Here is a 26,179-nt window from a genome sequence, read left to right as displayed (position 1 = left end):
GGGGGAAACAGTGAAGCATCTAACCATTGCCCAAAAGCTGATGATCGGTATCAGCATGTGCATGATCTTGATCGTCGGCGGTGCGACGGCCATTCAGTATCGCCTGTTCAGCGACCTGATCACCGACCGGGTCACCCGCGCCGAGTTGCCGGCGACCCTCGAAAGCATTCGCAATGACATCGAAGCCACATTGACCGGGCCGATCACCACGGCCCAGAGCCTAGCGAATAACGGCTATCTGCACGAGTGGCTGGCAGAGGGTGAGTCGCGGGCGGATGGCGAGCGCGCCGTGAACCACTTCGAACGTCTGCAGCAACGCACCGGGGCCAACACCGTCTTCTACGTGTCGGCGCTCAGCGGCAACTACTACACGGCGGATGGGATCGAACGCACGCTGAACCGGGAACGAGACCCATGGTTCTACCACCTGGTCGACGATGCCGGCAGCCCCGACTACACGCTGGATGTCGATTCCGACGAGGGCGAACTGAAGGTCTTCATCAACCACGTGGTCGAGCTGGACGGCGAACGCGTGGGGGTCGCCGGGGTCGGCTATACCCTCGACGCCATGGCCGAGACGATCAGCAACTACCAGCTCGGCGAGACGGGATCGGTATTCCTGGCAAGCCAGGACGGCATCATCAGCGTTCACCCTGAGGGGGCCTCCATGGCCGGCCAGCCGGTAGCGAACCTGCCCGGGTGGGAGACCCAGGCCGACGAGCTGCTGTCCGGGGACGGCTATCGCTACGCCACGATCACCGACGAACACGGCGCCGAACAACTGGTCGCGGCGATCGAGGTGCCCGGCACCAACTGGATCGCCTTCGCCCGGATACTCCGCAGCGAACTGTTCGCCGACCTCAATCGCGCGGTGCTGCTGGTCATCCTGATAGTGGCGGTGATCGTGCTGGCGAGCCTGGTGGTCTTCGCGCTGCTGCTGCGCGCCCTGTTCCACCCCATTCGGCGCACCGCGGAAGCCATGCGCGAGATCGCCGAGGGGGATGGCGACCTGACCCTGCGACTGCCCATGCAGGGCAAGGATGAAGCGAGCGAACTCGCCATACAGTTCAACGCCTTCGCCGACAAGATGCATGACGTGCTCGCCCAGGTCAGGAGCAGTAGTGACGCCGTTCGGCATGCCGCCCAAGAGATCGCCAGCGGCGGGCAGGACATGTCGCGACGCACCGACCAGGCGGCGTCCAGCCTGCAGCAGACCTCGACCTCGATGGAGCAGATCACCGGCACGGTGGAAAACACCTCAGCCTCCTCACGCGAAGCGAGCCACCTCTCGCAATCCGCTGCCCAGCTCGCCCAGGGCACCGGCGACACGGTATCGCACGTGGTAACCACGATGGGCGATATCCAGCACGCCTCCGAGCGTATCGGCGGCATCATCAAGGTCATGGATGACATCGCCTTCCAGACCAACCTGCTGGCGCTCAACGCCTCGGTGGAAGCAGCCCGCGCCGGCGAGAGTGGCAAAGGTTTCGCCGTGGTGGCGGGCGAGGTTCGTCAACTGGCCACGCGCAGTGCCCAGGCCTCACGGGATATCCGCGGCCTGATCGAGGCCTCCGGCGAGAAAGTACAGGACGGCACACGGCTGGTGCGCGACGCCGGCAGTGCCATGCACGAACTCGTCGAGGTGGTGAACCGCATGGCGGGCATGCTGGGAGAGATCAGCCACGCCACCACCGAACAGAGTGATGGCATCGGCCAGGTCAACATCGCCGTGGCCGAACTCGACCGCATGACTCAGCAGAACGCCTCGCTGGCGGAGGAATCCACCTCCGCCGCCGAACAACTGCGCGAACAAGCCGACCGCCTCGCGGAACTGGTCGGCAGCTTCAAGCTCAACGGTACGGAGCAGGAAAGCCAGCGATACCTGGCATTGACGTAGATCCGCGAACCGGACGAAAGATCGTGGGCGACCGACATGGAGGTCGCTCGCCCTATCATCCCATCCGGAGCAGTCCGGTAGGCAGCATGCCGCAGCGACAGGTAAGTGAGTTCTGGTGGGCCCAGCTGGACTCGAACCAGCGACCAAGGGATTATGAGATTCAACCCAGCAGACCCAACACAGCTAGAAACCCAAGAAATCAGGGCCTTAGTGAGGCCTCGGCAGTCATCATGACTCGTTATAGCATGCCCCTGTAGTCAGGATGTAGACCTACCTCCCTACCAATTGCTAAGGATGTTTCGGCATCGAGGTGATGAGGTTGTGCTAATTTTAGTTACCTAATGTAATTTTATGGTGATCAAGGATGATCAAGCGCATTCTGCTTGTGACGTTGGCCCTCCTACCCTCCATCGCCCTTGGCCAGGTCTACAAATGCGAGGTCGGTGGCCAGATTCAGTATCAAGACTATCCCTGCCCTGGTACGCGAGCCCCCATTACCCGTGGTGCGATCACTACCTATCAGTCACCGGATCTCAGATATTTTCCATCTGTGCGCCGCCCTGAATCTCACAATATCCGTCGTCGCCCAGGAAGCACGGACTCTTACCTCTCAAGACTCAATGAACGAAATGAGCCAGTGCAAGCTCAAGCAAGAGGTGAACTTGCAGTAGGAATGACCAAGGGCCAAGTCTATGCGATGCTAAGGGAACCTAACTCCAAGAGTAATTACATCAATTCAAATGGAGAGCGATGTGAAAGGCTCACATGGTATAATCCACCCTTTGTAGACAAGAGCTTCTATAGAGCCAACATCTGCAACGGGAAGATTGTCAGATAGTCGTTTATACAACACCTCAGGACTTGCATAATGGATTTTCTTTTTTACTCAATTTGCGCAATACCAATTTCTTTGATAATCCACCTGACATCCATTAGAAAAACAATACCTAACTTTAAGCTTAATCCTGACAAACCATTTTACCAAAACTTTTGGTTTGTTTTCTTTTCCACTCTCCCTCTTATTGTGGGGATATGGTACGCAAGGCAACATATTAAACTCACAGGCGAACAAATAAACTCCGCATACTCTCTTTTTAACTTTATGCTTGAAGAAAACGTCAAGGGAGGTCTGGGATTTGCGTCTCTATCCTTGTTACTTGGTATAGTGATCGCTAGATTTCACACCAGCAAACAAAACGCAGAAAGAATTTTAATGTCTCTTCAAACCACGAGATACTCAAACGCATTTAGTCATAGGAAAGAGTTTTGTGAAAGCATTCCGGACACTATCAAAGACCCTTTTCATGACGAGAACACTCTTGAAATAGACTCTAGGAAGCTCCATAGCCATGTATTTTCGGGAGCTTTTGAAGGAGTTTTTAGAAATACACAGATAGCTGACGAAATTGAAACACTCGTCATGCAACACTCAAAACTCTGGGATGCCATTAACACCTCAAAAAAACCTCCCGAAGAGATAAAGCTAGAAATTGAACAATTTGTATCGAATTTAATTCTCGACAGAACGATCAACTCTAACCATATGGGCGTTCAACTTGGCAATACAGGCTTCTTTTATGGCGACGGAAAAATAAAATATTATATCAATGAATCGGAGACCATATTGTCGGAGGTGTGCTCCATGCTGGCCAACCTTCTCAAAATGCAAAGCAAATTGATAGCACAGTCAGCTAATTTCCTACCGCACCTAGACGAGACTTATTCCTCAATTCTTGTGGAATATTCGTCCTACCTATATCAACTATCAATCATCCTCGAGCGTTTATTTAGCATCACTTTAGTACCACCTGCTGCGACTAGAGACACACCACCTGAGTGTAGAGAAAAAAAAGAAGAGGAGATAATACTAGAGAACATCTCTTTGGCTTTTTGTACTGAAGAAGCTACTACATATTCTCAAGCCTACAGGGAGATTTCATCATCAATTAGAATAAAAGACTCGATAGAGAAAAAGCTAAGAGACCTCAAACAATGAAGTAAAGCATAAATAATGAGGCAGCATGCGAGCTGCCTCCCCCAATACATAAAAATTATGCAATCTTGCCTAAAAACTCTTTCAAACAATTTGGTGTTACAGCATATTGAGACAACTCTGAAAGAACATTGTATCTTGTAAGATTAAATTTTATCTTCCTTGTCCTTGGAAAAAACTGTGGCTCTTTCCTTACAAGGTCAGACTTCATCTCCATCATATACAATCGCAAGAACTCTAAAAGGAACTTCCCTCTTGACGAGTTCATCAAACCAAACCTCTCCAACTCCCTTTCTTTTTCCTTAACTTCTTCCAGAGAAACTTCTTTGGCTTCTGGAAAGGTAACAAGCAAAGATTCTAAACTATACTTTCTTTCCACACCATGCAAACCAACATCAACAAACTCTGTTAGCTTGACATTATTGACATTTAGCTTACTCCCTCTCTCTACTTGTAAAGCCAGCCAAGCGTTTAACTGCTTCACTTCACTGACCAGCTCTCGAACACACCGCGAATAGTTGTCAACCAAAATATCTGCTTCTTGATCTTCCTGGAACTCAGAAACACCAAACTCATCCACGATGATGTTTCTGAAGGCCTCTTCAGTAACATAAAAATTCTCTATAGAGTAACAGGGCGTTACATACAAATTTTCATTTTTATGTCTTTCAGAAACACCATCATAGTCATGATCCACAAAAAACGCAGTATATGCTTTGTTTAATGTCTCATCTTTGGCCACTCTTTCAAAAAGCCGCAGAACATCATCTTTGCCTTTGCATGGAACCTGAATGCGCTTTTCAAAACGGCAGTAAACATCTATCCTCACCCCATAATACTTTGCATCCTCTCCCTCATAGATGCAAAAAAGTGCCTCGGGATTGTTTCTATGCTTTATCAATAACTGCCTTAACTTTTCAGAGTATGCATCCCTGCTATCTCTTAAGACTCCGATCAGGTTACTCACTCTCCACCTCCCTGTACTCTACAGGAAGAGCCTCAGCATATTGATCTAACTCATTTTCAAAAATGAATGGCGAGTGTGTGGCTGCAATAAGAAACCCACACTGACCTGAGGCTATGATATCTGGAAGAAGAGTTTTTTGCCATTCAATTGACAAAGATAGCTCGGGCTCATCAAAAATAATGAAGTTCTGAGCGCTTGACTCCAAGTAAAGCTTAGAAAAAATCGAAATTAACTGCTTTTCGCCTGAGGAAAGCTTCTCAAGAAGAACATCTTTTCCTGTTCTTATGTTAACTACATCGATCGTCACATTGCTTTCATCATACTGTATCTCTTTCCCCACCAAATACTTATTAGCAACATCCACGAATGCTTGTATTTTGTTATCTTTCTCTCTTTGCTGGTCATAAACCTCCACCAAATTTGAGAGAAAATATGCAAGTGAGTTATATCTTTCACTATATATTTTCTCCGACTGGACAAGCTCAATTATATCAGCCTTTCTATCTTTTGAAATATTCTTTCCAAGTCTATCAAGTACAATCTCTAATGCATCAGGGTTTTTGATTTTATCGATCTTCTCTCGATCAATATTCACGCCCGTCATCAATTCATCCAGCATCCTGCCGCTCATCTTTGAATACCAAGTTACGGCTGACTCCTTGATTTCAGCTGTAATATTTTTCAATCTACGGGAGACATCTCTCATTCCAAACTGGATCAGCTGCTCTTGATTGCTTTCAAAGTCTCCGTCATACCCTAAACTTTGTAGGTCTTCTTCTACGCGCCGATAGGTTGGAAGATAAAAAACCTCTAAAGGTATCATCGACTTTATCTTCTCTTTCTTCTCAGCCAATTTTCCCGTAAACAGATCCCCCTTAGATATAAAATAGTTTGCCTTGGAGAGTGACCTCATGATATCAGAAGATGGACCAGGATACCTTGACATGGCCACCCTGAACTCTTTAGTAGTTCTTAATTCTCTTACAGGCAATCCGTTAGCGACTTTCTCGACAAGCTTTCCAACCAGCTCTTCGCCTAGATATTTTGTCAACCGCGAAATAGCTGGCATTTCAGACAAGCTTTCAGGAATATAAAAGCTAAGCTCTTCACGTTTAATCTTAACACTATCAGATTCAGTCACTAACTCAAGCTCTATGAAATCAACTTGAGAAAGCTTGTTAAACTGACCTGAAAGAGCAAAAAAGAGAGAATTCAGAGCAGTAGTTTTTCCCGTGCCGTTTTCTGAGACAATTATCTTATATGGACCATCAAAGCTAAAGCTTATATCTTTATCGCCATGAAGCCCTTTTATCGAGAACCTCTTCAAAGAATTTTGTGCGAAACCCATATAAACCTCAGCTCCCTTTTAATTTAATAAAACCCTGCTTGACTCTTCTTTCCACTTTGAACTCAGTGCTATTAAAAACGTTGGAACAACTTGTCTTTATTATTTTCTAAGCTCAAGGCCGACCTCCTATCCTTGGAGCCTGCCGCCCTGGTACCACCTTGCCGCTGCCTTCCTGGCTAGTCGGTATCCGTCCCTGTCTGCTTGAGCGTCTTCCGCGCCTTCTCGATCTCCGGGCTGATCTGCCCGGCTTCCTCGTTCACCTGGTCGGTCATGAGCCACATGGTGTATTTCGGCCACTGCCGACATACGGCTTCCAACAGCTCGCCCTTAGGCGCACGGCCTGTAAGCTCGATGTTTTCGAGTGTTTTCTTCGGTATTCCAATAAGTTGCGAGAACTCGCCTCGGCCGCTCGTTTCCACTTCACGGATCTGACGGATTTTCTCGGTCAGCCTGCTTGACATATCCCGACTTCTCGGTAATCCTGACTTTAGGTGATACCCGAAATGTCGGGATACCACGCAACTATTTAATTTCCTGAAAAGTAACACAACCAGCCACAGCGAGCAGGTGTGAAATGGAAACGAGCAACGCGCCCCAGGTCCCGGCCTCCGTGCCAGTCATGACCATCGAGCGGTTCGCCGAGCTGACCGGCCTGCCCCCCGACACCGTCCGTGGGCAGCTCCAGCAGGGCAACCTTCCCCTGATCAAGGTCGGGCGTCGTCGCCTCGTTAACGTCGCCATGCTGACCGCTGAGTGCATGAACGCGGAGGACTGGGCATGAGCTTCGACCTCCGCTTCGACCATGATCGCACTCTCGACGGCTGCACCTTCGTCGACTTCCACTTCGACGCCCCCAGCTACGTCGAGCCCGTCACCCTGCACGGCAAGACCTACAGCATGACCTGCAGCGGCAACGATTACCTCACACATCACCGTTTTCATAGTGCGTGTACTTTCTCGCACTGCCCTTTACCCGCTCTGCGGGGTATTTCTCCGCATTCTCCTCCATCTTCGCCCAGCACGCAGCTTCGATGTCAACGTTCAGCTTGCCTGCCAGGCGGATCAGGTAGAGCTGAACGTCAGCAATCTCGTCGCGCACGGCGGCTAATTGCTTCTCGTCCAGTTCCTTCGACTGCGCCTCGGTGAGCCACTGAAAGCACTCTTGCAGCTCTGCCGCCTCCACTGTCAACGCCATGGCCAGATTCTTGGGCGAATGGAACTGGTCCCAGTCTCGCTCGCTGGCGAACTGGTCCATGGTGTCGTGTAGCTGCTTGAACGGGTCGGACATGAGGGATTCACCTAGTTCTGCTGTCTTGGATTGCTGTGAGCATGCCTGCTCTGCTGACCGGTATCCAGCCTGAATCCAAATGGATCACGCAGTGGGGAGGCCCAGCGGGCCTCACAACACGGATAGAAACTCGCCGATGACTTTCAGGTGCTCAAGTTCATCTTCGAGCACGATGTCCTTGTAGCCAAAGGCGTTGGACTGTGGCTTCAGCACGATACGCTGGTTCACAAACTCGCCGTATTCCTCGACCTTCTCGCTCTGGTACAGCTTTACCGTGAAGCTGCCCCCATGGTCCGGGTCCTCAATGGCTCGATGCTGCACCACAACGACTTTTCCTTGCCGTGTGCCGCCTGGGTTCGCACGGAATAGACACCAGGCACCGTTGGGAATACGCCGGTTCATCGACTCACCGACCACCCGGCTGACGAACAGGTCGGGGCTCGCCCGCATGAAGCCCGGCAGCTCGACCCAGTGCTCAGCTTCAGCGATCTGCATCTCGCTGAACTCGCCGGCGGCAATGCTCAGGTCGTACACGGGCACATGGCGCTCGAACGGCTCTGCCTGCTCTCGTGACACGATTGGAAGGTGTAAGCCATCCAAAATCTCAACGTTCTCAGCCGCGTCTGGATGCTCCGCCAGTGATCGGGAGCGGACGAAAGCCGCAAAGTACTCACGGGTCTCGGGGTCGGTTGCATAGACATAACAGCCCTTCTGCCCCCGCGTCATCAGCGTGCGGTAGGTATTCTTGATGATCTGGTCTGCCAGGGCACGGGCATGCTCGGGCTGCTCCTTGAGCAATCTCTTGTAGCCATGCACGGAACGATCCTGCCCTGCCCGCTCACCCGCATCTGTCACTACGCGGCCGTCACGAATCACGAAGTCGTCCCCGATGATGACGCCGACGTAGTCGAACTCCAAACCCTGACAGGTGTGGATGCATCCTATCTGCTCGACTGACTCATCGGCGATGGCCCAGAGCATGCCGTCGTCATCGAGATTCCACTGAGCGGCAAAGCCATACTCGGGAAAGACAATGTCCATGGCCTGCTTGTCCTTCTTGCTCGCCCAAGGCCAGCAGTAACCTGCCGCCATACGTGCTTTATTGGCCTTGCGATTCTTTTCAAGAATGGCTCGACGCAGCGCGCTGGGGTCATCGAACACCTGGAAGTCGTAGTCGATGTCATCAAGGTTGGTGTTGGCCGTGGTGCGAACCTGGAGTGCGTGATCAAGCCATGCCAGATAGCCATCGGAGCCGTTGCAGCGAAACTGGGACGCCAGCTCAAGCTCCTGCACGTCAGCCCCACACTCCTCGGATCGACGCTTGATCTCTTCTACCGTACCCACATCCTTCAGCGTTACTCGCTGCGCTTCATCAATGAAGAATACCGATAGCCGGGAAGCCGTGATCACTTCCTTGATCTGGCTCTCTCCCATATTCTGATACATACCTGACTTTTCATTCAGGCGGTGGGCCTCATCCACGATAAGAGCATGGAAGGTACCAGGCTCCGCATTCACATAGCTTCCCGAGCCCTTGAACAGGTTGTCGATATGAGTCTTCTTGCGGGTGCCCGTCAGCTTCTTCTTGAAGACCTCACGCGGGGCCGAATTGCGTGACACGTACTGCGTCATCATCTCGCGGTTGGTCAGCTCCACCAGCAGGTTGATGGCCACCACGGACTTTCCGGTGCCAGGCCCGCCCTTTACGATAAGGCACTGCTTGTTTCCGGTGGCCGCGCGATGCGCAAGGTCGATCGCGGTTTCATAGACCAGCTTCTGATCGTCAATCATCAGAAACTCGGCGTTGCCTTGCATCATCGACGCCAGCGCATCCGCCAGGTTCTTGCTGGGCTTGATCACACCATGCTCGATACGATACATGATGTCGTTACTATCGCCGTATTTGATGTGCTGCTTTAGAAACTCGGACAACCGCATGGCATCGCGCGAGATAAAGACCGGCGCACGCCTGGTGTGGTTCTCATAGAAGGGGTCATTGATCGCATTGCCCTGCTTCATGTTATGAAGGTAGGTACAGGGCACCAAGCTGATCGACTCTGAGCGCACGGTTTCGTTGTAGTCCTCGATCAAGGCTGCATAGGACCACGCTTGGTACGAAGGATGGTTAGTTTCCCGGATACCGGAGCCCAGTTGAGTACGCACAATGGCATCTTTCGGGGTAACCTCGACCGCCTGCCACTGCTTTAGCTCCACGATGATGGCAGCATCATCCCGCTGGTGATTCTTGCCGGTAAGGATGAAGTCCACACGGCGATTGGTCAGCGGAATATTGTACTCGATTGCCACCCCAGCCGACGCTGGAATACCTTCATCAAGCAGCACATTCATCATGAATCGAAGAGAGTTCTCCCAAGACGTCACCTCGTTGCGGGGCGAGTTGCGATTCAGCTTGCGAGCCACCTCGTTCTCGATGGCTTCTCCGATCACGTTCGCACGCACATCGTCGATAAACTGCTGCTTGGTGGCATTATAGACCAGCATAGGTCTGAAACTCCATTTATAAATTTTTTCTAATTAATTCTGCTTTCATTGCCATATCACCTTTCATTAAGCTCATTTTCGCTTGGTAGCCAACACCTGCCGTCCCTTATCTGTGAGCCGGTAGCGCTGCTTGCTACTGCGAGGCTTGTCGGGAATGGTCATCTCCAGCAGGCCACGCACCAGCAATGGCTTGAGAATCGTATTGGCGAAGTGCTCGCGGTGGCTGAGCCCCGCTGCCTCCTGTAGGACAGCGCGCGATACCGGACTTATGGCCGCCTGAAGCACCACCGCCTCTTGCTCGGTGACTTGTCCGGTACTTGTCCGGTACTTGCCCGGTACTTGTCCCATCGCTGGATCTGTCGTGTCTTCGGGCTTCTGTACTGCTTGCGACCGCCATACCACCGCCCGGAACTGGTTGCTGTCCCGCTCATCGATCAAGTCGATCTTCGGCCAGGCATGCAGGGCACGAGGAATGCCGGTCCCCATGCCCCGGTAAGGGAGGATATGGGCAGCATGGCCAGCCAGCACCTTGTTGCGACGATTGGAGCGCCCAGCGCGGATCTGTTCCGGAGTCAGAGCATCCGGCAGATGACCGGGGCTGATGATTTCCACCCGGTCGGCGAAGACGAACAGGCGAATGGTGGCACTGACCAGGAAGTCGCGGTGTATCAGGGCATTGACCAGCAGCTCCTCGAAGGCGTCTTCGGGGATCTCCAGTTGTCCCAGGGTGTTGAACCCCCGGTCGCCCTGCACGTGGTGCAGGTTGCGCTTGATGAACGCCATGGCACGCCGGTACTGCTCCTCCAGCGGGCCATCGATGTTCTCGCTATCCAGGTACTGCTTGTCGTACAACACGGTGCCTGGGAAGGCCACGGCGGTGATTTCGCACACCTGCAGGCGGCGCTGTGGCTGCTTGCCGAACAGCAACATGCCGGCCAGGTTGGGGACGCCGTCGCGGGCCAGGTCGATGTTTTCCAGCAGTTGCATGGGCGGCAGGCCCGCCTGCTCGATGCTCTGGCCGTAGCGACGCTCGAAATAACGGGCAAAGGCACGCTCGTCGATGTCGTCGGTACTGGCGTCACGCACCGGCACCTGATCGGCCTGGAGCAGTCCGGATTGCTGAAACAGGCGCTGCATTTCCTCGCGTGCGGTCACATGGCGCTTGTCGGCGCCGTTCTTGACCCAGATTCGGCCCTGCAAGTCCACGTAGGGCTTGTTGATGCCCTCGGGCACCTCCACCACGATGACCAACCCTGCCTCGGTCTGGACGTTGTGGCTGGTGGGGTTGAGCGGCGGACGCACATGCTGGCTGGCCGCGTTGGAGATCAGCTGATTGAGTCGGCCGACATCTTGCCGGCTCAAGCCGGCAATGTGGCCATCATCGGTGACGCCGATAAAGAGCCGGCCACCGGCGCCATTGGCCAGCGAAGCCAGCTCCGACGCCAGAGCGTTGACGTTGGTAAAGTCTGCCTTGAACTGATGGCGACTGTCCTCACCACGCTCCAGAACGGCTTGCAGAGCGCTTTCGTCCATCATCACTTGCTCTCACTGACAGCTTGAAAGCCCACTACGGCCGCCCGCTGCGCACGACGTCCAGTGTCCACGATGCTTCCCCCACGTATCGAACGCTAATTATGAGTAGTCGAGGGAATCATACACGGCATGGTCGCCCTACCGCAGCCCACGGACGCTTCGAGGCGAGTGAGTCGCTATGGCAGCAAGCGGGAAACGATACCGCGAGATGGTGGGCCCAGCTGGACTCGAACCAGCGACCAAAGGATTATGAGTCCTCTGCTCTAACCAACTGAGCTATAGGCCCTTTCCGGAAAGCGCCGAACAGCGCTGCCGTATGATAGCGAATGCCACGGAGCGAGGCCAGACCCAAGGCGCGTGGCGCTCGTCTTCCACCCCGTTGGGCACTTCCTGCCCGTTCGCGTGTCTTCATGCCAGACATGGCACCCTCTGGAGATTTCCTGGTGACGAAACGACTTCTTGGCCTCGGCATGGGGCTTGGTGCGGTATTGCTGCTGGCGCTGCCGGCCGTGGCGGCGTGGGAGCTGGACCCGGCGCAGTCGCGGGTGGCGGCGACGGTGGTGCAGATCGGCCCCGACGGGCCGGTCCCCCGCCATCACGAGGTGCGCCGGCTGGCCGGCAGCGCCGATGCCAGCGGCGCTCTGGAGCTGCCGCTGCGGCTGAACCAGAGCGACGTGATCGAGAAGCTGGGACCGCTGCCGCCCTGGCTCTCGGGCCTCACCGAACGCCCCCTGGCCACCCTGACTACCCGCTTCCCGCCTGAGCAACTCGAGCAACTGGCCGTCGGCGACTCGCTGGTGGAGGTGCTCGAGCTCTCGGTGCAGTCGGGCCATGCCACGCGCACGGAGCCGCTGGCGGTGCGCTTCACCCGGGAATCCGCCGACCGGATCCGGGTGACCAACGCCGAGCGGGTGGCGCTGGACGGCCAGGAGCTGATGGCCGACCCCACCCTGCGCTCGATCCTGCTGCTACTCGGCTACGAGCGGATCGGCGACGAGGTGCCGGTCAGTCTCGATGCCATGCTGGTTCGGCAGTAGCCTCCCGGAGCCTGCGGCCTCCCCACGAATATCTCGATGATGGCGGCACCTTCGCAGAAAATGACGCCGAGGCCCGGCCCTATGGGGTCAGACTCCGGCCGAGTTGTCGGGCCTGTCATAGGCACGGGGCGAGCGGATTCGACGCCGCCGGGGTCTGACCCCATAGGGACCGGCAGCGCTGGCAGCCTCCCTCCCACCCATGCCCAATGCATTGATAATGCTGAAATATTTCTGGGGAGGCCTCAGGGTCTGACCCCACAGGGCCTCAAAGGGCCGCCTCCCCCACCTCCAGCGCCCCGGTCTGCACCCGCCACTGGGCGGCGTAGCGGCCATCCCGTGCAAGCAGTTCGGCGTGGGTGCCCTTCTCCACCACCCGGCCGGCGTCGATCACCACGATCTCGTCGGCGTGGACGATGGTCGAGAGCCGGTGGGCGATCATGATCACCGTGCGGCCGTGGCCGATCTTGCGCAGCGAGCGCTGGATCGCCGCCTCGGTCTCGTTGTCCACGGCGCTGGTCGCTTCATCCAGCACCAGGATCGGCGGGTCCTTGAGCAGCGCCCGGGCCAACGACAACCGCTGGCGCTGGCCGCCGGAGAGACGCACGCCACGCTCGCCCACCGGGGTGTCGAGCCCCTGGGGCAACGCCACGATGAATTCCCACGCCTCGGCGGTTCTGGCGGCCTCGATCACTTCCGCCTCCGATGCATCCGGCTTGCCATAGGCGATATTGTCGCGAATCGAGCCCTCGAACAGGTAGACGTCCTGGCTGACCAGGCCGATCGCCTGGCGTAGCGAGACCAGGCTCACCCCGTCGATCGGCTGGCCGTCGATGTAGATCTGCCCCGCGCTCGGGTCGTAGAAGCGCAGCAACAGCTTGATCAGCGTCGACTTGCCGGAGCCGGTGGCGCCCACCAGCGCCAGGGTATGGCCCGCGGGCACCCGCAGGCTGACGTCCTCGACCCCCACCCCACTGGCGGCGTAGTGGAAGCGCACCCCCTCGAAGCTCACCTCGCCGCGCACCGGTCCGGCCAGCGGCCGACCGTGGTTGTCGCGCACGGTGATCGGCACCGCCAGCAGGTCGAGGATGCGCCGGGTACTGGCCATGGCGCGCTCGAAGAGGTCGATCACCTCGGCGAGCCCGGTCAGCGGCCAGAGCAGCCGCTGGGTGAGGAACACCAGCACGCCATAGGCACCCACGTTCAGGTCGCCGCGCAGCGCCAGCATGCCGCCCACGGTGAAGGTGGCCAGGAAGCCGGCCAGGATCGCCATGCGGATCACCGGGATAAAGGCCGAGCTGACGCGGATCGCCCGGCGGTTGGCCTCCACGTAGGCCTCGCTGGTGGCGCGCAGCCGCTCGGCCTCGCGGGCTTCGCTGGTGAAGCTCTTGATGGTGGCGATGCCGGCGAGGTTGTTGGAGAGCCGGCTGGCGAGGTCGCCGACCTTCTCGCGCACGTCGGCGTAGAGCGGGCCGGCCTTGCGCTGGAAGAAGAAGGCGCCCCAGATGATCAGCGGGATCGGCGTGAAGGCGAGCAGCGCGATCAGCGGCGAGATGACGAAGAACACCGCCCCCACCGCCACCACGGTGACGCCCACCTGGATCAGCGAGTTGGCCCCGCCGTCGAGGAAGCGCTCGAGCTGGTTGACGTCGTCGTTCATGGTGGCGACGAGCTGGCCGGAGCTCTTCGACTCGAAGAAGGCCATGTCGAGGCGCTGGGCGTGCTCGTAGGTGTCCAGGCGCATGTCGGCCTGCAGGCGCTGGGCCAGGTTGCGCCACAGGATCTTGTAGAGGTATTCGAAGATCGACTCGCCGGCCCAGATAAAGAAGGTGAGCACGGCCAGAATGAGGATCTGCTCTTGCGCAGACTCGAAGCCGAGCCGGGCGACGAAGCTCTCTTCCTGGTTGACCACCACGTCGATGGCCACCCCGATGAGGATCTCCGGGGCGATGTCGAAGAGCTTGTTGATGATCGAACAGGTCGTCGCCGCGACGATGCGGCGGCGGTACCCCCGGGCATAGCGCAGCAGGCGCACCAGCGCCTGGAAGCTGTTGGCGGAAGCGGTGGAGGACATGGGTGTTTCCTTGTCGACAAGGAGACCAGCTTAACGGAGAGTCGCCCGCCTCCACCAATGTCGCGCGCCGCTTCGGCTTCCGGGCGCGGCCCGGCGCTTGCATCGCCACTCGCCGATTCACGACAATGGTGGGCTTCCCCTCTCGCAAGGACACTCGATGTTCGCCGAACTCTTTGCCGTCATGGCCCCGGTGCTGGCCGGCGCCGGGCTGGGCTTCACCTGGATCCGCCTCGGCCACCCCTATCCGGTGGAGTTCGTCACCCGGCTGGTCTTCAACATCGGCACGCCGGCGCTGGTCCTGGCCTCGCTCGCCGACGCCGAGATCGATGCCGGCAGCTTCGGGCGTACCATGCTGGCCACCGCCCTGGTCATCATCGCCATGGCGGGCCTGGCCTTCTTGCTCGCCTGGCTGCTGAAACGCGACTGGCGGGTGCTGCTGGCCCCCACCATGTACCCGAACACCGGCAACATGGGGCTGCCGGTGGTGCTCTACGCCTTCGGCAGCGCGGGCTTCGCCTTCGGCATCACCGTGATGGTGACCGTCTCGCTGTTCCAGTTCACCGTGGGCAGCGTGCTCGCCAGCCGCGGCAATCCGCTGAGGACCCTGGTGAAGACCCCCACCGTCTACGCCATCCTGATCTCGCTGGCCCTGTTGCTCACCGATACCCGGCTGCCGCTGTGGCTGCACAACAGCGTCGACCTGATCTCCGGCTTCACCGTGCCCTTGATGCTGATCACCCTCGGCGTGTCGCTGGCCAGCATCCAGGTCAGGAACCTCAAGTCGGGCATCGGCTTCAGCCTGCTGCGCATCCCCGCGGCGGCCCTGGTGGCCTGGGGCATCGGCCGGCTGCTCGGCCTGCCGCCCCTGGCCCTGGGCATCCTGGTGCTGCAGATGAGCATGCCGGTGGCGGTGTTCAACTACCTCTTCGCCCAGCGTGCCGGGCGCGAACCGGCGTATGTGGCCAGCCTGGTGTTCTGCTCGACCCTGCTGTCGCTGTTCTACCTGCCGGTCCTGCTGGCGATCCTGATGTAACCGCCGCCATTCTGCCCACCGGGGGAACACCACGCTCACCCGGGAGTCCGTATCAGAGTCGCTATGCTGGTACAGGGAAGCCGAGCCGTAATGGACAACCACCGAGGGGAGAACGGAATGCACCCGTCATTCAAGCTGTTGCCCACCACCCTGCTGCTGGTCGGTGCCGTGACTGCCACCCAGGTTCAGGCGGTCGAGGTGATCGAGGAACGCATCGCCACCGAACACCATGAGCTGCGTCTGGAGCGCATCGCTTCCGGCCTCGAGCACCCCTGGGCCATGGCCCTGCTGCCCGATGGCCGCTACCTGGTCAGCGAGCGTCCCGGCGGGCTGGCACTGGTCGACGAGACCGGCGAGATCACCCGCCTCGACGGCGTGCCCGAGGTCAATGCCCGGGGTCAGGGCGGCCTGCTCGATGTGGTGCTGCACCCGCAATACGGGGATGGCGACCACGACTGGGTCTACTTCACCTGGAGCCAGGCCGGCCGCGGCGGCACCGCCACCACCCTGAGCCGCGCCAGGCTCGACGGCGAGGCGCTGGTCGAGGTCGAGGAAGTGTTCGTCCAGGACCGCTATTCCGACCCCGGCCGGCACTACGGCTCGCGACTCGCCTGGCTACCCGACGGCAGCCTGTTGATGAGCATCGGCGAGCGCGGCAGCCCCGAACGGGCCCAGGACGGTGGCGACCATGCCGGCAGCATCCTGCGCCTGACCGAGACCGGTGGCGTGCCCGAGGACAACCCCTTCGTCGACGATGAGGCGACCCTCGACGCGCTCTACACCCTCGGCAACCGCAACCCCCAGGGGCTGACGGTCGCCACGGACGGCACCATCTGGTCGACGGAGCACGGGCCACGCACCGGCGACGAGCTCAACCGCCTCGAACCCGGCGAGAACTACGGCTGGCCCGAGGTCTCCCTGGGCTTCGCCTACACGAGCGACAAGCGCATCGGTCGTGACAGCGCCCCCGGGATGCGCGACCCGGTGCACGTCTTCGACGGGCGTTTCGCCCCTTCCGGGCTGGCCGAGGTGACCAGCGACGCCTTTCCGGCGTGGCAGGGCGACCTGCTGGCCGGTGGCCTGCTCAGCGAACGGCTCGAGCGCCTGCGCCTGGCGGAAGACGGCTCGGTCAGCAGCGAGGTGATCCTCGACGGCCAGATCGGCCGCATCCGCGACGTGCGCCAGGGGCATGACGGCTACCTCTACCTGCTCGAGGACGATGCGCGCGGCGGTCTCTACCGGCTGGTGCCGGCCGACTGATCCTCCGCCCACCCGACCGGATACGCCATGCGCCTGCGCAACATCATCATTCTCACGGTCATCGTGCCGATGTTCTTCATCCTGGTGGTCTTCAGCCTGGTCGCGATCAAGTCGCTGGAAGACAACGTGCGCTCCAAGCTGCAGACCGAGGTCCAGATCATCACCCATGCCATCGGCACCTCGCTGGGCTATGCCCTGGAACGCGACACCCCGGAGTCGCTACAGGAGTCGTTGCACTCCGCCTTCTCCTTCCACCGCATCTACGGCGCCTACGTCTTCGACACCGAAGGCGAGGAGATCTACGGCCTGGGCCTCGGCAGGGCCCTGTTCGACGCCGATGACATCCGCGCCGTGGTCGACTCCGGCGAGCTCTCCGGCCATTATCGCCAGCACGATGGCTGGACCTACTACTCGGCCCTGCTGCCGTTGACCACGCCCGACGGCGAGACCCGCGGCGTGCTGCAGGTCAACCGGCTCAATACCGGCATCGAGAACTACACCGGCTTCATCAGCCTGCTGGCGGTGCTGGTCTTCGTCATCGGCGCCGCCGGCATCGTGTTCAGCATCTGGTGGGGCTTCCGTCGCCATATCGAACAGCCGCTCAACCGCCTGCTGGCGGTGATGGCCCGGGTCGAGGAAGGCGACCGTCGCCAGCGCGCGGTGATCGGCGGCCCCCAGGAGTACCGCCGCCTGGCCGGCGCCCTCAACGGCATGCTCGATGCCATGGCCGAGAAGGACGCCGACATCGAGGCGCGTCGACTCAAGGAGATCGAGCTGGAGAAGCGGCTGCGCAAGTCCCGCAAGCTCGCCGAGCTGGGGGTGTTGGCCGCCGGCGTGGCCCACGAGATCGGCGCCCCGCTCACCGTGATCAAAGGCCAGGCCCAGCGCCTGGCCCGGCACGAGGCAATCGGCGGCGACGAGCGGGCGCGCCTCTCACGCATCCGCGGCGAAGTGGACCGCATCGTCGAGATCGTGCGTCAGCTGATGGAACTCGGGCGTCGCCACAACGTCGAGAAGGAGAGCCTGCCGCTGGATGCCCTCGTCGGGTCGGCTCGGGAACTGGTCGAGGAGGAGCTGGAACGCCAAGCCATCCGCCTGGAGCTGGACCTGCCCGAGCCGCCGCCGCAATTGCCGGCCAACGGTCAGCAGTTGATCCAGGTGCTGACCAACCTGCTGCGCAACGCCGCCCAGGCCGGCGAGGTCCATCGGGTGCGGCTGCGCGCCCGGGTGGAGGGCGACGAGCTGCGCCTGTGGCTGGAGGATGACGGCCTCGGCATCCTCGATGCCGACAAGCCGAAGGTGTTCGATCCCTTCTTCACCACCAAGCCGGTAGGCCAGGGCAGCGGACTCGGCCTCTCCATGGTCCATCGCATCATCAACGATCATGGCGGTACCATCGGCGTCTTCGACAGCGAACTGGGCGGCGCCGGTTTCGAGATCGGCCTGCCGCTGGACGACACCATGCCTGGCGACACCTGCCAACGAGGAAACGCGACGTGACGCGGAAGGATTCTTCCCCCACCCCGGCTCCCATCCTGATCGTCGAAGACGACCCGGCAATCCTCGAGCTGCTCGAGGAGGAGCTGCAGGATGCCGGCTACCCGACCCTCGGCGCGGGCAGCGCCGAAGAGGCCATCGCCACCCTCAGCCACAGCGAGGTGGCGCTGGTGATCAGCGACGTGCGCCTGCCCGGCATGAGCGGCATGCAGTTGCTGGAGCAGTTGCGCGGCGAGGGCAACTCCCTGGGCTTCATCGTGATCACCGCCTTCGGCACCATCGACCAGGCGGTGGAGGCACTGAAGATCGGCGCCGACGATTTCCTGACCAAGCCGCTCGACCTGGAGGGGGTCCGCGAGGCGGTCTACCGGGTACTCGAGCATCGTCGGCTGGCCGCTCGCTTCCGCCGGGACGCCCCGCCCGGCCACTTCCACGGCATCGTCGGCGAGAGCGAGGCGATGCAGACGCTGTTCCACGACGCCGCTCGCCTGGCCAGAAGCGATGCCCCCATCCTGGTGCTGGGCGAGAGCGGCACCGGCAAGGAGCTGCTGGCCCGAGCCATCCATGCCGAGAGCCCCCGCGCCGAGGGTCCCTTCATCGGGGTGAACTGTGCCAGCATCCCCTCGGAACTGATGGAGAGCGAGTTCTTCGGCCATGTGAAGGGCGCCTTCACCGGCGCCGGCGATTCCCGCCAGGGGCTGTTCCAGGCCGCCCATGGCGGCAGCCTGTTCCTCGACGAGATCGGCGAGATGTCGCCCGGCCTGCAGGCCAAGCTGCTGCGCGCCCTGCAGGAGAAGACGGTGCGCCCGGTGGGCGCCGAGCGAGAGGAGCCGGTGGACGTGCGCATCATTGCCGCCACCCACCGCGACCTCGAGCAGGAGATCACCGACGGCAACTTCCGTAGCGACCTCTTCTACCGCCTGGAGACCTTCTCGTTGCGTATCCCCCCGCTGCGCGAGCGGAATGGCGACGTCGAGCGACTGGTCGCGTCACTGATCGACAAGCATGCCGAAGCCCAGGGCAAGGCCATCGACAAGGTCGAACCCGCCACCCTGCAGGCGCTGCTCTGCTACCCCTACCCGGGCAACGTGCGCGAGCTGGAGAATGCCATCATGCGCGCCGTGACCCTGGCCGAGGGTGGCCAGCTCAGCCACGCCGACCTGCCCGAACGCATCCGCGACCATGGCGAGGAGCAACGCCGCAACACCAGCGAGGCCCAGGCCGGCCGCGCCCTGGAACCGACCACCCCGCAGCAGGGCTGGCCGAGCCTGGAGGACGTCGAGAAGCGCTATATCCGCAAGGTGCTCGAGGCCACCGGCGGCAACAAGCGCCGCACCGCCGATATCCTCGGCATCGCCAGGCGCACCCTCTATCGCCGCCTGGAAGAGGAGGAGTAGCAGAGCGAGTCCGCGAAAGCGGGTCCCGGCTCGAAAAAAGGCCCTTGCGGGGAGCAAGGGCCGACAAGGGCGTCATTGCGGTCAGCGGCTGGCTGAGGGGGAGTGCGGCGGGACCGCCGACCGCCCCATGCGACGCCAAGAAGTTCGTCAAGAAAGACTCTAGTTCCTGAAGACTCCATCCCTGGAGTGCCCCGGTGCCAGGCACCGGGGAGGAGACGATGACGCCTCCTGTTCCTGGTAGCCTCCGCGGTCATCGTTCGCTGCTCGACGCGGGGCCGTTACCAGCCGCTGCCCCCGTCGTCATCCGCGGGATTATCCCACTCCTCTTCTTCCCCGCTTTCTTCCTCGATCATGGGATCGTTAGCCGGATCGCCCTGCTCGCCGCCGCTGGGACTTGGCATGGGCTCACCACCATCGCCGAAGCCGGGGTCGTCTGCCGGTGCACCAGGATCGGCCGGCGCGGCCGGGTCAGCCGGGACAGCAGGGTCGGCCGGGGTGGTCGGATCCATGGTGGGATCGGCCGGTGCTGCCGGATCGGCCGGTGCTGCCGGATCCGCCGGGGTGGCCGGATCCGCTGGGGTGGCCGGATCGGCCGGGGGCTCATCGTGAAAATCGGCGAAGGCCAGCGGGCTGGCCATCAGGCCGAACGATACGCCGAGAATACCGAGCTTCTTGAGAAAGTCCTTAGACATCATACTGCACCTCCATTCACTTCCATTCGCTGGAGTTAAGGGCTTGAGTCGCCGGCCGCCTCGACGGCCGGCGTGTGCCTGGTGGGGCGAGCACCATCAGGAGTCTTCTTCCTCCTCCTCCTGGTCATCACCCGCCATCGTTTCCTCACTACCGGTTTCTTCCTCGCTACCCGTTTCCTCGCTACTCATGGGGTCCTCCTCGACCGGTTCCTGAACTGGCTCCTGGTCCTGGCTCCCCATGACATCCTCATTGCCGCTCATGGCATCGTCGTTGCTACCCAGGGGCTCCTCATTCGCTCCGGAACCCTCCTGCATGCCGGGATCCTGAGCCGGCTCCTCCATGGGGGCGTCCTGTTCCATCGGCGGCATCTCGTCGCCGTTGTCACAACCCGCCAGGGCCAGGGTGCCCAGCGACAGCGCCACGATGGCGGCGGCCGCTGCCAGGCGGTGTCCGGTGCCGGGGATGCGAGTCTGCTTGTCGTGCGTCATGTGGAAGGTCCCCCCTTTGTCGTTCCATGTTCACCCTGAAGAAAGCACAGGGCATGCCAGCCACACCGAATCCAACGAAAATCACCAATTATCAATTGTTTGAAAGCGACACAGCAATCCGCCCGGTGGCTGCGAGGGGGCCGTCACGCTGGTGCAAACTGACACATGGGTCAGGACTGCCTCATCGCGACCGGCTCGCGGCACCGGAGCAAACGTCAAAAAGCGACGGGGAGGCATCCAATGGATGCCTCCCCGTCGTCATCGAGTGCTGGCCCCGAGATCAGCCGGGCGAGAGTCCCCGCAGCCGTTCGCCGCGGCGACGCAGCAACTCGAGGGTGGTGAGCAGCAGCATGGAGAGGACCACTAGCAGGGTGGCCACGGCCAGAATCGTCGGGCTGATCTGCTCGCGGATGCCCGACCACATCTGGATCGGCATGGTGCGCTGCTCGGGACCGGCGATGAACAGCACCACCACCACCTCGTCGAAGGACGTGATGAAGGCGAACAGCGCCCCCGACACCACCCCCGGCGTCACCAACGGCAGCACCACCTTGAAGAAGGTCCGCGTGGGGTTGGCACCCAGGCTGTGGGCGGCGCGGATCAGGGTGGTATCGAAGCTCGACAGGGTCGCCGTGACCGTGATCACCACGAAGGGAATGCCCAGGGCGGTATGGGCCAGTATCACCCCCGGGTAGGTCTGGGCCAGGTTGATCTTGGAGAAGAAGAAGAACATCGCCGCGGCGGAGATGATCAGTGGCACGATCATCGGCGAGATCAGCAGCGCCATGATGGCCCCCCGGGCCGGCATGTGACGGCTGGAGAGCCCCAGCGCCGCAATGGTCCCGAGCACCGTCGCCAGTATCGTCGAGGCGATGCCGATGATGAAGCTGTTCTTGATGGCACCGAGCCAGGCGCTGGAGGTGAAGAAGTCCTGGTACCAGCGCAGCGAGTAGCCGGCTGGATCGAACCGCAGCATCGCCTCCGAGAAGGTGAAGTAGGGCTCGGCGTTGAACGACAGCGGAATGATCACCAGCAGCGGACCGATCAGGAACAGGAAGATCAGTGCGCAGAGGCCCAGGAAGGCGTAGTGCCAGAGGCGTTCGCCACGGGTGGCATAGGAAGGAATGGCCATCGGATTACCCCAGCTTGACCTTGTCGACGCCGATCAGGCGATTGAAGACCAGATAGAAGACAACCACCACGAACAGCAGGATCGAGGCGATCGCTGCGGCAAGCCCCCAGTTCAGCGAGGTCTGCATGTGGTAGGCGATGTAGTTGGTGATGAAGCGTCCTGACTGACCGCCCACCAGCGCCGGGGTGATGTAGTAGCCGATCGACAGGATGAATACCAGGATGCCGCCGGCGGCGATGCCCGGGATGGTCAGCGGAAAGTAGACCCGACGAAAGCTGAGGAAGGGCTTGCCACCCAGCGAGCGGGCCGCGCGCATATAGCTCGGCGGGATGGTCTTCATCACCGAGTAGAGCGGCAGGATCATGAACGGCAGCAGGATATGCGTCATGGCGATGATGGTGCCGGTCTTGTTGTGGATCATCTGCCAGCGCGCCTCGTCGGCGATCACCCCGATGGCCACCATCATGTCGTTGAGCACCCCCTGGGACTGCAGGATGGCGATCCAGGTGGTGGTGCGCACCAGCAGCGAGGTCCAGAACGGCAGCAGCACCAGGATCATCAGCAGGTTGGAGTGGCGCAGCGGCAGGGTGGCGAGCAGGAAGGCCACCGGGTAGCCGAGCAGCAGGGTCAGGCCGGTGATCACGGCACTCATCCAGAAAGTGCGCCAGAACAGGGACACATGGATCTCGAGGTGGTCCGGCACCTTGGCGATCTCGCCGTCCGGCGTCAGCTGACGGTCCACCGCCGCCAGGTAGTAGGAGGGCGTATAGGGCGAGGCTTCGCGCCGGATCAGCTTCCAGGTGTCGAGCTCCCCCCAGGTGTCATTGATCGCGATCAGCGACTCGCGATAGGGCGGCTCGACGCTGCCCATGCGGCGGGCCGTGCGGCTGATCGTCGAGCGCATGCCAGACTTCTCGTAGTTCAAGCGGCTCGACAGCAGCCCGAGGTTGCGCGCCGCCTGGCCTTCGCGCAAGTCCTCCACCAGGGCGGCGAAGACCGGCTCATCGGGCAGCGACTCGCCGTCCCACCTCTCCAGGGCCGCGACGGTACGCGGCAGGTGGGTGGACACCTCGGGGTTGTCGACGCTGCGCCACAGCATGTCGAAGATCGGCATGACGAAGGCGACCACCAGGAACAGCAGCAACGGCGACACCAGCAGGAAGGCCTTGACCTTCGAGCGGCGCACGGCGCGGCGCAGGCTGACCTTGAGCGGCACGCCATCGGCGGTGGTCAGTAAAGCAGAGGGTGATTCGGACACGCAGGCCTCTCCATCGAGCGTAGAAAGCGATCGGGATGCATCGGTGGGGCCGCCACCCGCGAGGCGGGTGGCGGCGGGGCCTCACTGGGCCAGCCAGGCGTCGAAGCGCTGGGTCAGTTCGTCGTTGTAGTCGGCCCAGAACTCGTCATCCTTCTGGATGGCGGTGGCGAAGTTGGGGCCGTAGGTGGGCATGTGCTCTTCCATCTCGATGCCGGTCTCGGCATGGGTCGAGACGAACTCCGCCGAGGACCTGCGCGCCGGGCCGTAGGAGATGTACTTCGCCTGGTCGGCCAGGCGCTGGGTGTCGGTGGCGAAGTAGAGGTAGTCCTTGACCTTGTCGAGCTTGCCGGTGGGCACCACCCAGCCGTCGAGCTCGAACACCTGGGCGTCCCAGATGATCTCGAAGGGCTGGTCCTCGGTGACCATGGCGTTGAAGATGCGACCGTTGTAGGCCGAACCGAAGGCCACCTCCTGGTCGGCGAGCAGCTGCGGCGGCTGGGCGCCCTCCTCCCACCAGATTACCTCGTCCTTGATGGTGTCGAGCTTGGCGAAGGCACGCTGGATGCCCTCCTCGGACTCGAGCACCTCGTAGACGTCTTCCGGTGCCACGCCATCGGCCACCAGCGCCCACTCGAGGTTGTTGATCGGCTTGCGCATCAGGGTCCGCTTGCCCGGGAAGTTCTCCAGGTCGAAGACATCGGCGATGGTGCTGGGCTGGTTGTCCTCGGGGAACATCTCGGTGTTGAAGGCGACGACGTTGGAGTAGACGATCGAGGCGACGAAGCATTCGCCCAGGGCACCGTCGACGAAATCCTCGCTGGGGGGCGTGCCGTCGGGGGCGTCGGCCAGCAGCGTGTCATGATCCAGGGGTTCGAGCAGGCCTTCGGCGCAGGCGATCATGGCATCCGCCGGCAGCATGTCGACCAGGTCCCAGGTGACGTTGCCCGCCTGGAACTGGGCGCGCAGCCCGGCCAGGGCGTTGCCGCTGCGGTCGATGTTGACGATCTCGCCGCCGTTCATCTCCATCCAGGGCTCGTGATAGGCCTTCTGCTGGCTCATGCTGTAGGCCCCGCCCCAGGAGACGATATTGAGCGTCTCCTGGGCCTGGGCCGTGGCCGCCAGGCCGAGGCCGGTCATGCCCGCCATCGCGATGGCGATACCGAGGCGTCCCTTGCGACTGTTGATGTCTTGCTGTGTCATGCTGCTTCTCCGCGCGTTGTTGTTCGTTCGTGTGACATCGATCCACCGGCACTCCCGCCGGCCTCGGGCCGTAACCCTGTCCTTCTTCCCTGCTCGGTCTCGCTACGACATCTCGTCGAGACGCCCGTCAGGCATCCAGGGCGCGACAGTCGCCCCAGGACCAGCCGACCTCGATGGTCTGCCCCGGCGTCAGCGCCGGGTGTCCCTTGGCGTTGGGCGTCTTGATGATGAACTCGTCGTTGCCACAGACACGCAGCCGTGTGCGCAGGTGATCGCCGAGATAGATCACCTCCATCACCTCGCCATGGAAGCGATTGTCGTGGTCCGTGTCCTCGCCACCGACGAGGATATCGACCCGCTCCGGGCGCAGCGAGAGCGTGGTGGGCGTTCCCGCCCCTCCCGAGGCCACGGCCCTCGCCAGCACCGTCTCGCCGCTGTCGAGGCGCACCCGGCAGCGCTCGCCGCTGTTCTCTACCACCTCGCCGCGCAGGCGATTGTTCTCACCGATGAAGTAGGCAACGAAGGCATTCTCCGGCTCCTCGTAGAGGGTCTCGGGGGAAGCCAGTTGCTGCACGACGCCGTCGTTGAACACCGCGATGCGGTCCGACATGGTCAGCGCCTCGGTCTGGTCGTGGGTGACGTAGATCATGGTCACGCCGAGGCTGGCATGAATCCGCTTGATCTCGTACTGCATCTCCTCGCGCAGGTTCTTGTCCAACGCCCCCAGGGGCTCGTCCATCAGCACCAGCTCGGGCTCGAAGACCAGGGCCCGGGCCAGGGCGACCCGCTGCTGCTGGCCGCCCGAGAGCTGGGCCGGGCGGCGGTCACCGAACTCCTCGAGGCGCACCATCGCCAGGGCACGTGCCACCTTGCGCTTGATCTCCTCCTTCGAGAGGTGGCGCACTTCCAGTGGAAAGGCGAGGTTCTCGGCCACCGTCATATGGGGAAAGAGGGCGTAGTTCTGGAAGACCATGCCGATGCCCCGCTTGTGGGGCGGCTGGCCGCTGATCGGTTCGTTCTTGAGCAGGATCTCGCCGTGGGTCGGGGTCTCGAAACCCGCCATCATCATCAGGCAAGTGGTCTTTCCCGAGCCTGAGGGGCCCAGCAGGGTGACGAATTCACCCTGCCGAATGTCCAGGTTGAACCCCTTGACGACCAGCTCGACACCGTCATAACTCTTCTGGACATTGACGAAACGGGCAAAACACGACGACGCTTCTATCGTTGCTACCCTTTCCTCATCTGCTTCGAGGGTCTCGTTCATGAAAACTCCCTGGTAGAGATCCGTTACGGCAAGGCGAGCGCTCGCATAACCGGACAGGCATGATTTATTCTTGTAACCTAATGTGTGACGCCGACAATAAGGGCAGCGAGGGAGTGCCGCAATCCCCGCGGTGGACAAACAGCGTTGAACGCCTGAGTACCCGCCACCTGTAAAGTCGGCTATGCCCGCGTAGCACCTGGAGACGCGCAGGCGGAGCAGAACCCGGGCGCCGAGACGCTTTGAAATCCGGCACAGCCATTTTCATGGCGTACCATCGCCAGGGCGTGCAGGACGGTGGGCCACGATCGTTTGACGAAATGA

21 protein-coding genes and 1 tRNA gene are annotated in these 26,179 nt (G+C 60.4%); 8 read left to right on the top strand and 14 right to left on the bottom strand.

Annotation, left to right across the window (positions count from 1 at the left end):
- Positions 1 to 10: 10 nt before the first annotated feature.
- On the top strand, positions 11 to 1,897 hold the full coding sequence (locus CR157_RS10005; protein ID WP_146218666.1) for a methyl-accepting chemotaxis protein: 1,887 nt from the start codon (positions 11 to 13) through the stop codon (positions 1,895 to 1,897).
- An 868-nt stretch (positions 1,898 to 2,765) separates the two neighbouring features.
- Positions 2,766 to 3,893 (top strand): hypothetical protein, encoded by a 1,128-nt coding sequence (locus CR157_RS22220; protein WP_146218665.1) that lies wholly within the window; start codon positions 2,766 to 2,768, stop codon positions 3,891 to 3,893.
- A 55-nt stretch (positions 3,894 to 3,948) separates the two neighbouring features.
- On the opposite strand, the gene CR157_RS10000 is transcribed toward CR157_RS22220, so the two are convergent.
- From CR157_RS10000 to CR157_RS09990, 3 genes are all read right to left on the bottom strand, one after another.
- Entirely contained in the window at positions 3,949 to 4,857 is a 909-nt protein-coding gene (locus CR157_RS10000) for a DUF4435 domain-containing protein (RefSeq protein ID WP_110283370.1), read from the bottom strand.
- The gene (locus CR157_RS09995) at positions 4,850 to 6,205 is read right to left on the bottom strand and encodes an AAA family ATPase (RefSeq protein WP_110283369.1); all 1,356 of its coding nucleotides are present in this window, start codon (positions 6,203 to 6,205) and stop codon (positions 4,850 to 4,852) included. The genes CR157_RS10000 and CR157_RS09995 overlap by 8 nt, the downstream gene beginning before the upstream one ends.
- Before the next feature lie 176 nt (positions 6,206 to 6,381).
- Entirely contained in the window at positions 6,382 to 6,666 is a 285-nt protein-coding gene (locus tag CR157_RS09990; protein ID WP_110283368.1) for a transcriptional regulator, read from the bottom strand.
- 113 nt (positions 6,667 to 6,779) lie between these two features.
- On the opposite strand from CR157_RS09990, the gene CR157_RS09985 reads away from it, so the two are divergent.
- Positions 6,780 to 6,986, top strand: a complete 207-nt coding sequence (locus tag CR157_RS09985) for a DNA-binding protein (protein ID WP_258364128.1) — start codon at positions 6,780 to 6,782, stop codon at positions 6,984 to 6,986.
- A 141-nt stretch (positions 6,987 to 7,127) separates the two neighbouring features.
- On the opposite strand, the gene CR157_RS09980 is transcribed toward CR157_RS09985, so the two are convergent.
- The 4 genes from CR157_RS09980 to CR157_RS09965 all read right to left on the bottom strand — a co-directional run bounded on the left by CR157_RS09980 (position 7,128) and on the right by CR157_RS09965 (position 11,814).
- The gene (locus CR157_RS09980; RefSeq protein WP_110283367.1) at positions 7,128 to 7,493 is read right to left on the bottom strand and encodes a nucleotide pyrophosphohydrolase; all 366 of its coding nucleotides are present in this window, start codon (positions 7,491 to 7,493) and stop codon (positions 7,128 to 7,130) included.
- Positions 7,494 to 7,604: 111 nt separating this feature from the next.
- Entirely contained in the window at positions 7,605 to 9,995 is a 2,391-nt protein-coding gene (locus tag CR157_RS09975) for a DNA/RNA helicase domain-containing protein (protein ID WP_110283366.1), read from the bottom strand.
- 72 nt (positions 9,996 to 10,067) lie between these two features.
- Positions 10,068 to 11,531 carry an RNA-binding domain-containing protein gene (locus tag CR157_RS09970; RefSeq protein ID WP_258364127.1) on the bottom strand — a complete coding sequence of 488 codons (1,464 nt, stop codon included), beginning with the start codon at positions 11,529 to 11,531 and terminating at the stop codon, positions 10,068 to 10,070.
- A 206-nt stretch (positions 11,532 to 11,737) separates the two neighbouring features.
- Positions 11,738 to 11,814, bottom strand: a tRNA-Ile gene (locus CR157_RS09965).
- Positions 11,815 to 11,971: 157 nt separating this feature from the next.
- On the opposite strand from CR157_RS09965, the gene CR157_RS09960 reads away from it, so the two are divergent.
- Positions 11,972 to 12,565, top strand: coding sequence for a hypothetical protein (locus tag CR157_RS09960; RefSeq protein ID WP_258364126.1), 594 nt, complete (start codon positions 11,972 to 11,974; stop codon positions 12,563 to 12,565).
- A gap of 265 nt (positions 12,566 to 12,830) precedes the next feature.
- Here the strand turns inward: CR157_RS09960 and CR157_RS09955 are convergent, their stop codons facing one another.
- On the bottom strand, positions 12,831 to 14,636 hold the full coding sequence (locus tag CR157_RS09955; protein ID WP_110283364.1) for an ABC transporter ATP-binding protein: 1,806 nt from the start codon (positions 14,634 to 14,636) through the stop codon (positions 12,831 to 12,833).
- A 157-nt stretch (positions 14,637 to 14,793) separates the two neighbouring features.
- Here CR157_RS09955 and CR157_RS09950 point away from each other — a divergent pair, with 157 nt between their 5' ends.
- The 4 genes from CR157_RS09950 to CR157_RS09935 all read left to right on the top strand — a co-directional run bounded on the left by CR157_RS09950 (position 14,794) and on the right by CR157_RS09935 (position 19,823).
- The gene (locus tag CR157_RS09950) at positions 14,794 to 15,669 is read left to right on the top strand and encodes an AEC family transporter (RefSeq protein ID WP_110283363.1); all 876 of its coding nucleotides are present in this window, start codon (positions 14,794 to 14,796) and stop codon (positions 15,667 to 15,669) included.
- 117 nt (positions 15,670 to 15,786) lie between these two features.
- Positions 15,787 to 16,929, top strand: coding sequence for a PQQ-dependent sugar dehydrogenase (locus CR157_RS09945; protein WP_110283362.1), 1,143 nt, complete (start codon positions 15,787 to 15,789; stop codon positions 16,927 to 16,929).
- A gap of 27 nt (positions 16,930 to 16,956) precedes the next feature.
- Positions 16,957 to 18,429 (top strand): sensor histidine kinase, encoded by a 1,473-nt coding sequence (locus tag CR157_RS09940; protein ID WP_110283361.1) that lies wholly within the window; start codon positions 16,957 to 16,959, stop codon positions 18,427 to 18,429.
- Positions 18,426 to 19,823, top strand: a complete 1,398-nt coding sequence (locus CR157_RS09935) for a sigma-54-dependent transcriptional regulator (protein ID WP_110283360.1) — start codon at positions 18,426 to 18,428, stop codon at positions 19,821 to 19,823. Before CR157_RS09940 ends, CR157_RS09935 begins: the two co-directional genes overlap by 4 nt.
- A 278-nt stretch (positions 19,824 to 20,101) precedes the next feature.
- Here the strand turns inward: CR157_RS09935 and CR157_RS09930 are convergent, their stop codons facing one another.
- The 6 genes from CR157_RS09930 to CR157_RS09905 all read right to left on the bottom strand — a co-directional run bounded on the left by CR157_RS09930 (position 20,102) and on the right by CR157_RS09905 (position 25,858).
- Positions 20,102 to 20,518, bottom strand: coding sequence for a hypothetical protein (locus CR157_RS09930; protein ID WP_110283359.1), 417 nt, complete (start codon positions 20,516 to 20,518; stop codon positions 20,102 to 20,104).
- A gap of 93 nt (positions 20,519 to 20,611) precedes the next feature.
- Entirely contained in the window at positions 20,612 to 21,004 is a 393-nt protein-coding gene (locus CR157_RS09925) for a hypothetical protein (protein WP_110283358.1), read from the bottom strand.
- Positions 21,005 to 21,284: 280 nt separating this feature from the next.
- Positions 21,285 to 22,136 carry an ABC transporter permease gene (locus tag CR157_RS09920; protein ID WP_110283357.1) on the bottom strand — a complete coding sequence of 284 codons (852 nt, stop codon included), beginning with the start codon at positions 22,134 to 22,136 and terminating at the stop codon, positions 21,285 to 21,287.
- Positions 22,137 to 22,140: 4 nt separating this feature from the next.
- Positions 22,141 to 23,394, bottom strand: a complete 1,254-nt coding sequence (locus tag CR157_RS09915) for an ABC transporter permease (RefSeq protein WP_110283356.1) — start codon at positions 23,392 to 23,394, stop codon at positions 22,141 to 22,143.
- An 81-nt stretch (positions 23,395 to 23,475) separates the two neighbouring features.
- Complete coding sequence (locus CR157_RS09910) at positions 23,476 to 24,594, bottom strand: extracellular solute-binding protein (protein WP_110283355.1); 1,119 nt, start codon at positions 24,592 to 24,594, stop codon at positions 23,476 to 23,478.
- Positions 24,595 to 24,721: 127 nt separating this feature from the next.
- Positions 24,722 to 25,858 (bottom strand): ABC transporter ATP-binding protein, encoded by a 1,137-nt coding sequence (locus CR157_RS09905; protein ID WP_110283354.1) that lies wholly within the window; start codon positions 25,856 to 25,858, stop codon positions 24,722 to 24,724.
- Positions 25,859 to 26,179: the final 321 nt, after the last annotated feature.

The sequence above is a fragment of the Halomonas sp. LBP4 genome (assembly GCF_003202205.1).
Lineage (GTDB): Bacteria > Pseudomonadota > Gammaproteobacteria > Pseudomonadales > Halomonadaceae > Halomonas > Halomonas flagellata.
Note: the sequence above shows the minus strand (reverse complement) of the source record. Positions and strands in the feature narration are given on the sequence as shown.

What these genes read in the sequence shown, in the direction of transcription:
- CR157_RS22220 (WP_146218665.1), top strand. Translation starts at nt 2,766, where the DNA reads ATGGATTTTCTTTTTTACTCAATTTGCGCAATACCAATTTCTTTGATA.
- CR157_RS09995 (WP_110283369.1), bottom strand. Translation starts at nt 6,205, where the DNA reads ATGGGTTTCGCACAAAATTCTTTGAAGAGGTTCTCGATAAAAGGGCTT.
- CR157_RS09990 (WP_110283368.1), bottom strand. Translation starts at nt 6,666, where the DNA reads ATGTCAAGCAGGCTGACCGAGAAAATCCGTCAGATCCGTGAAGTGGAA.
- CR157_RS09985 (WP_258364128.1), top strand. Translation starts at nt 6,780, where the DNA reads ATGGAAACGAGCAACGCGCCCCAGGTCCCGGCCTCCGTGCCAGTCATG.
- CR157_RS09980 (WP_110283367.1), bottom strand. Translation starts at nt 7,493, where the DNA reads ATGTCCGACCCGTTCAAGCAGCTACACGACACCATGGACCAGTTCGCC.
- CR157_RS09975 (WP_110283366.1), bottom strand. Translation starts at nt 9,995, where the DNA reads ATGCTGGTCTATAATGCCACCAAGCAGCAGTTTATCGACGATGTGCGT.
- CR157_RS09970 (WP_258364127.1), bottom strand. Translation starts at nt 11,531, where the DNA reads ATGATGGACGAAAGCGCTCTGCAAGCCGTTCTGGAGCGTGGTGAGGAC.
- CR157_RS09955 (WP_110283364.1), bottom strand. Translation starts at nt 14,636, where the DNA reads ATGTCCTCCACCGCTTCCGCCAACAGCTTCCAGGCGCTGGTGCGCCTG.
- CR157_RS09950 (WP_110283363.1), top strand. Translation starts at nt 14,794, where the DNA reads ATGTTCGCCGAACTCTTTGCCGTCATGGCCCCGGTGCTGGCCGGCGCC.
- CR157_RS09945 (WP_110283362.1), top strand. Translation starts at nt 15,787, where the DNA reads ATGCACCCGTCATTCAAGCTGTTGCCCACCACCCTGCTGCTGGTCGGT.
- CR157_RS09940 (WP_110283361.1), top strand. Translation starts at nt 16,957, where the DNA reads ATGCGCCTGCGCAACATCATCATTCTCACGGTCATCGTGCCGATGTTC.
- CR157_RS09930 (WP_110283359.1), bottom strand. Translation starts at nt 20,518, where the DNA reads ATGATGTCTAAGGACTTTCTCAAGAAGCTCGGTATTCTCGGCGTATCG.
- CR157_RS09925 (WP_110283358.1), bottom strand. Translation starts at nt 21,004, where the DNA reads ATGACGCACGACAAGCAGACTCGCATCCCCGGCACCGGACACCGCCTG.
- CR157_RS09920 (WP_110283357.1), bottom strand. Translation starts at nt 22,136, where the DNA reads ATGGCCATTCCTTCCTATGCCACCCGTGGCGAACGCCTCTGGCACTAC.
- CR157_RS09910 (WP_110283355.1), bottom strand. Translation starts at nt 24,594, where the DNA reads ATGACACAGCAAGACATCAACAGTCGCAAGGGACGCCTCGGTATCGCC.
- CR157_RS09905 (WP_110283354.1), bottom strand. Translation starts at nt 25,858, where the DNA reads ATGAACGAGACCCTCGAAGCAGATGAGGAAAGGGTAGCAACGATAGAA.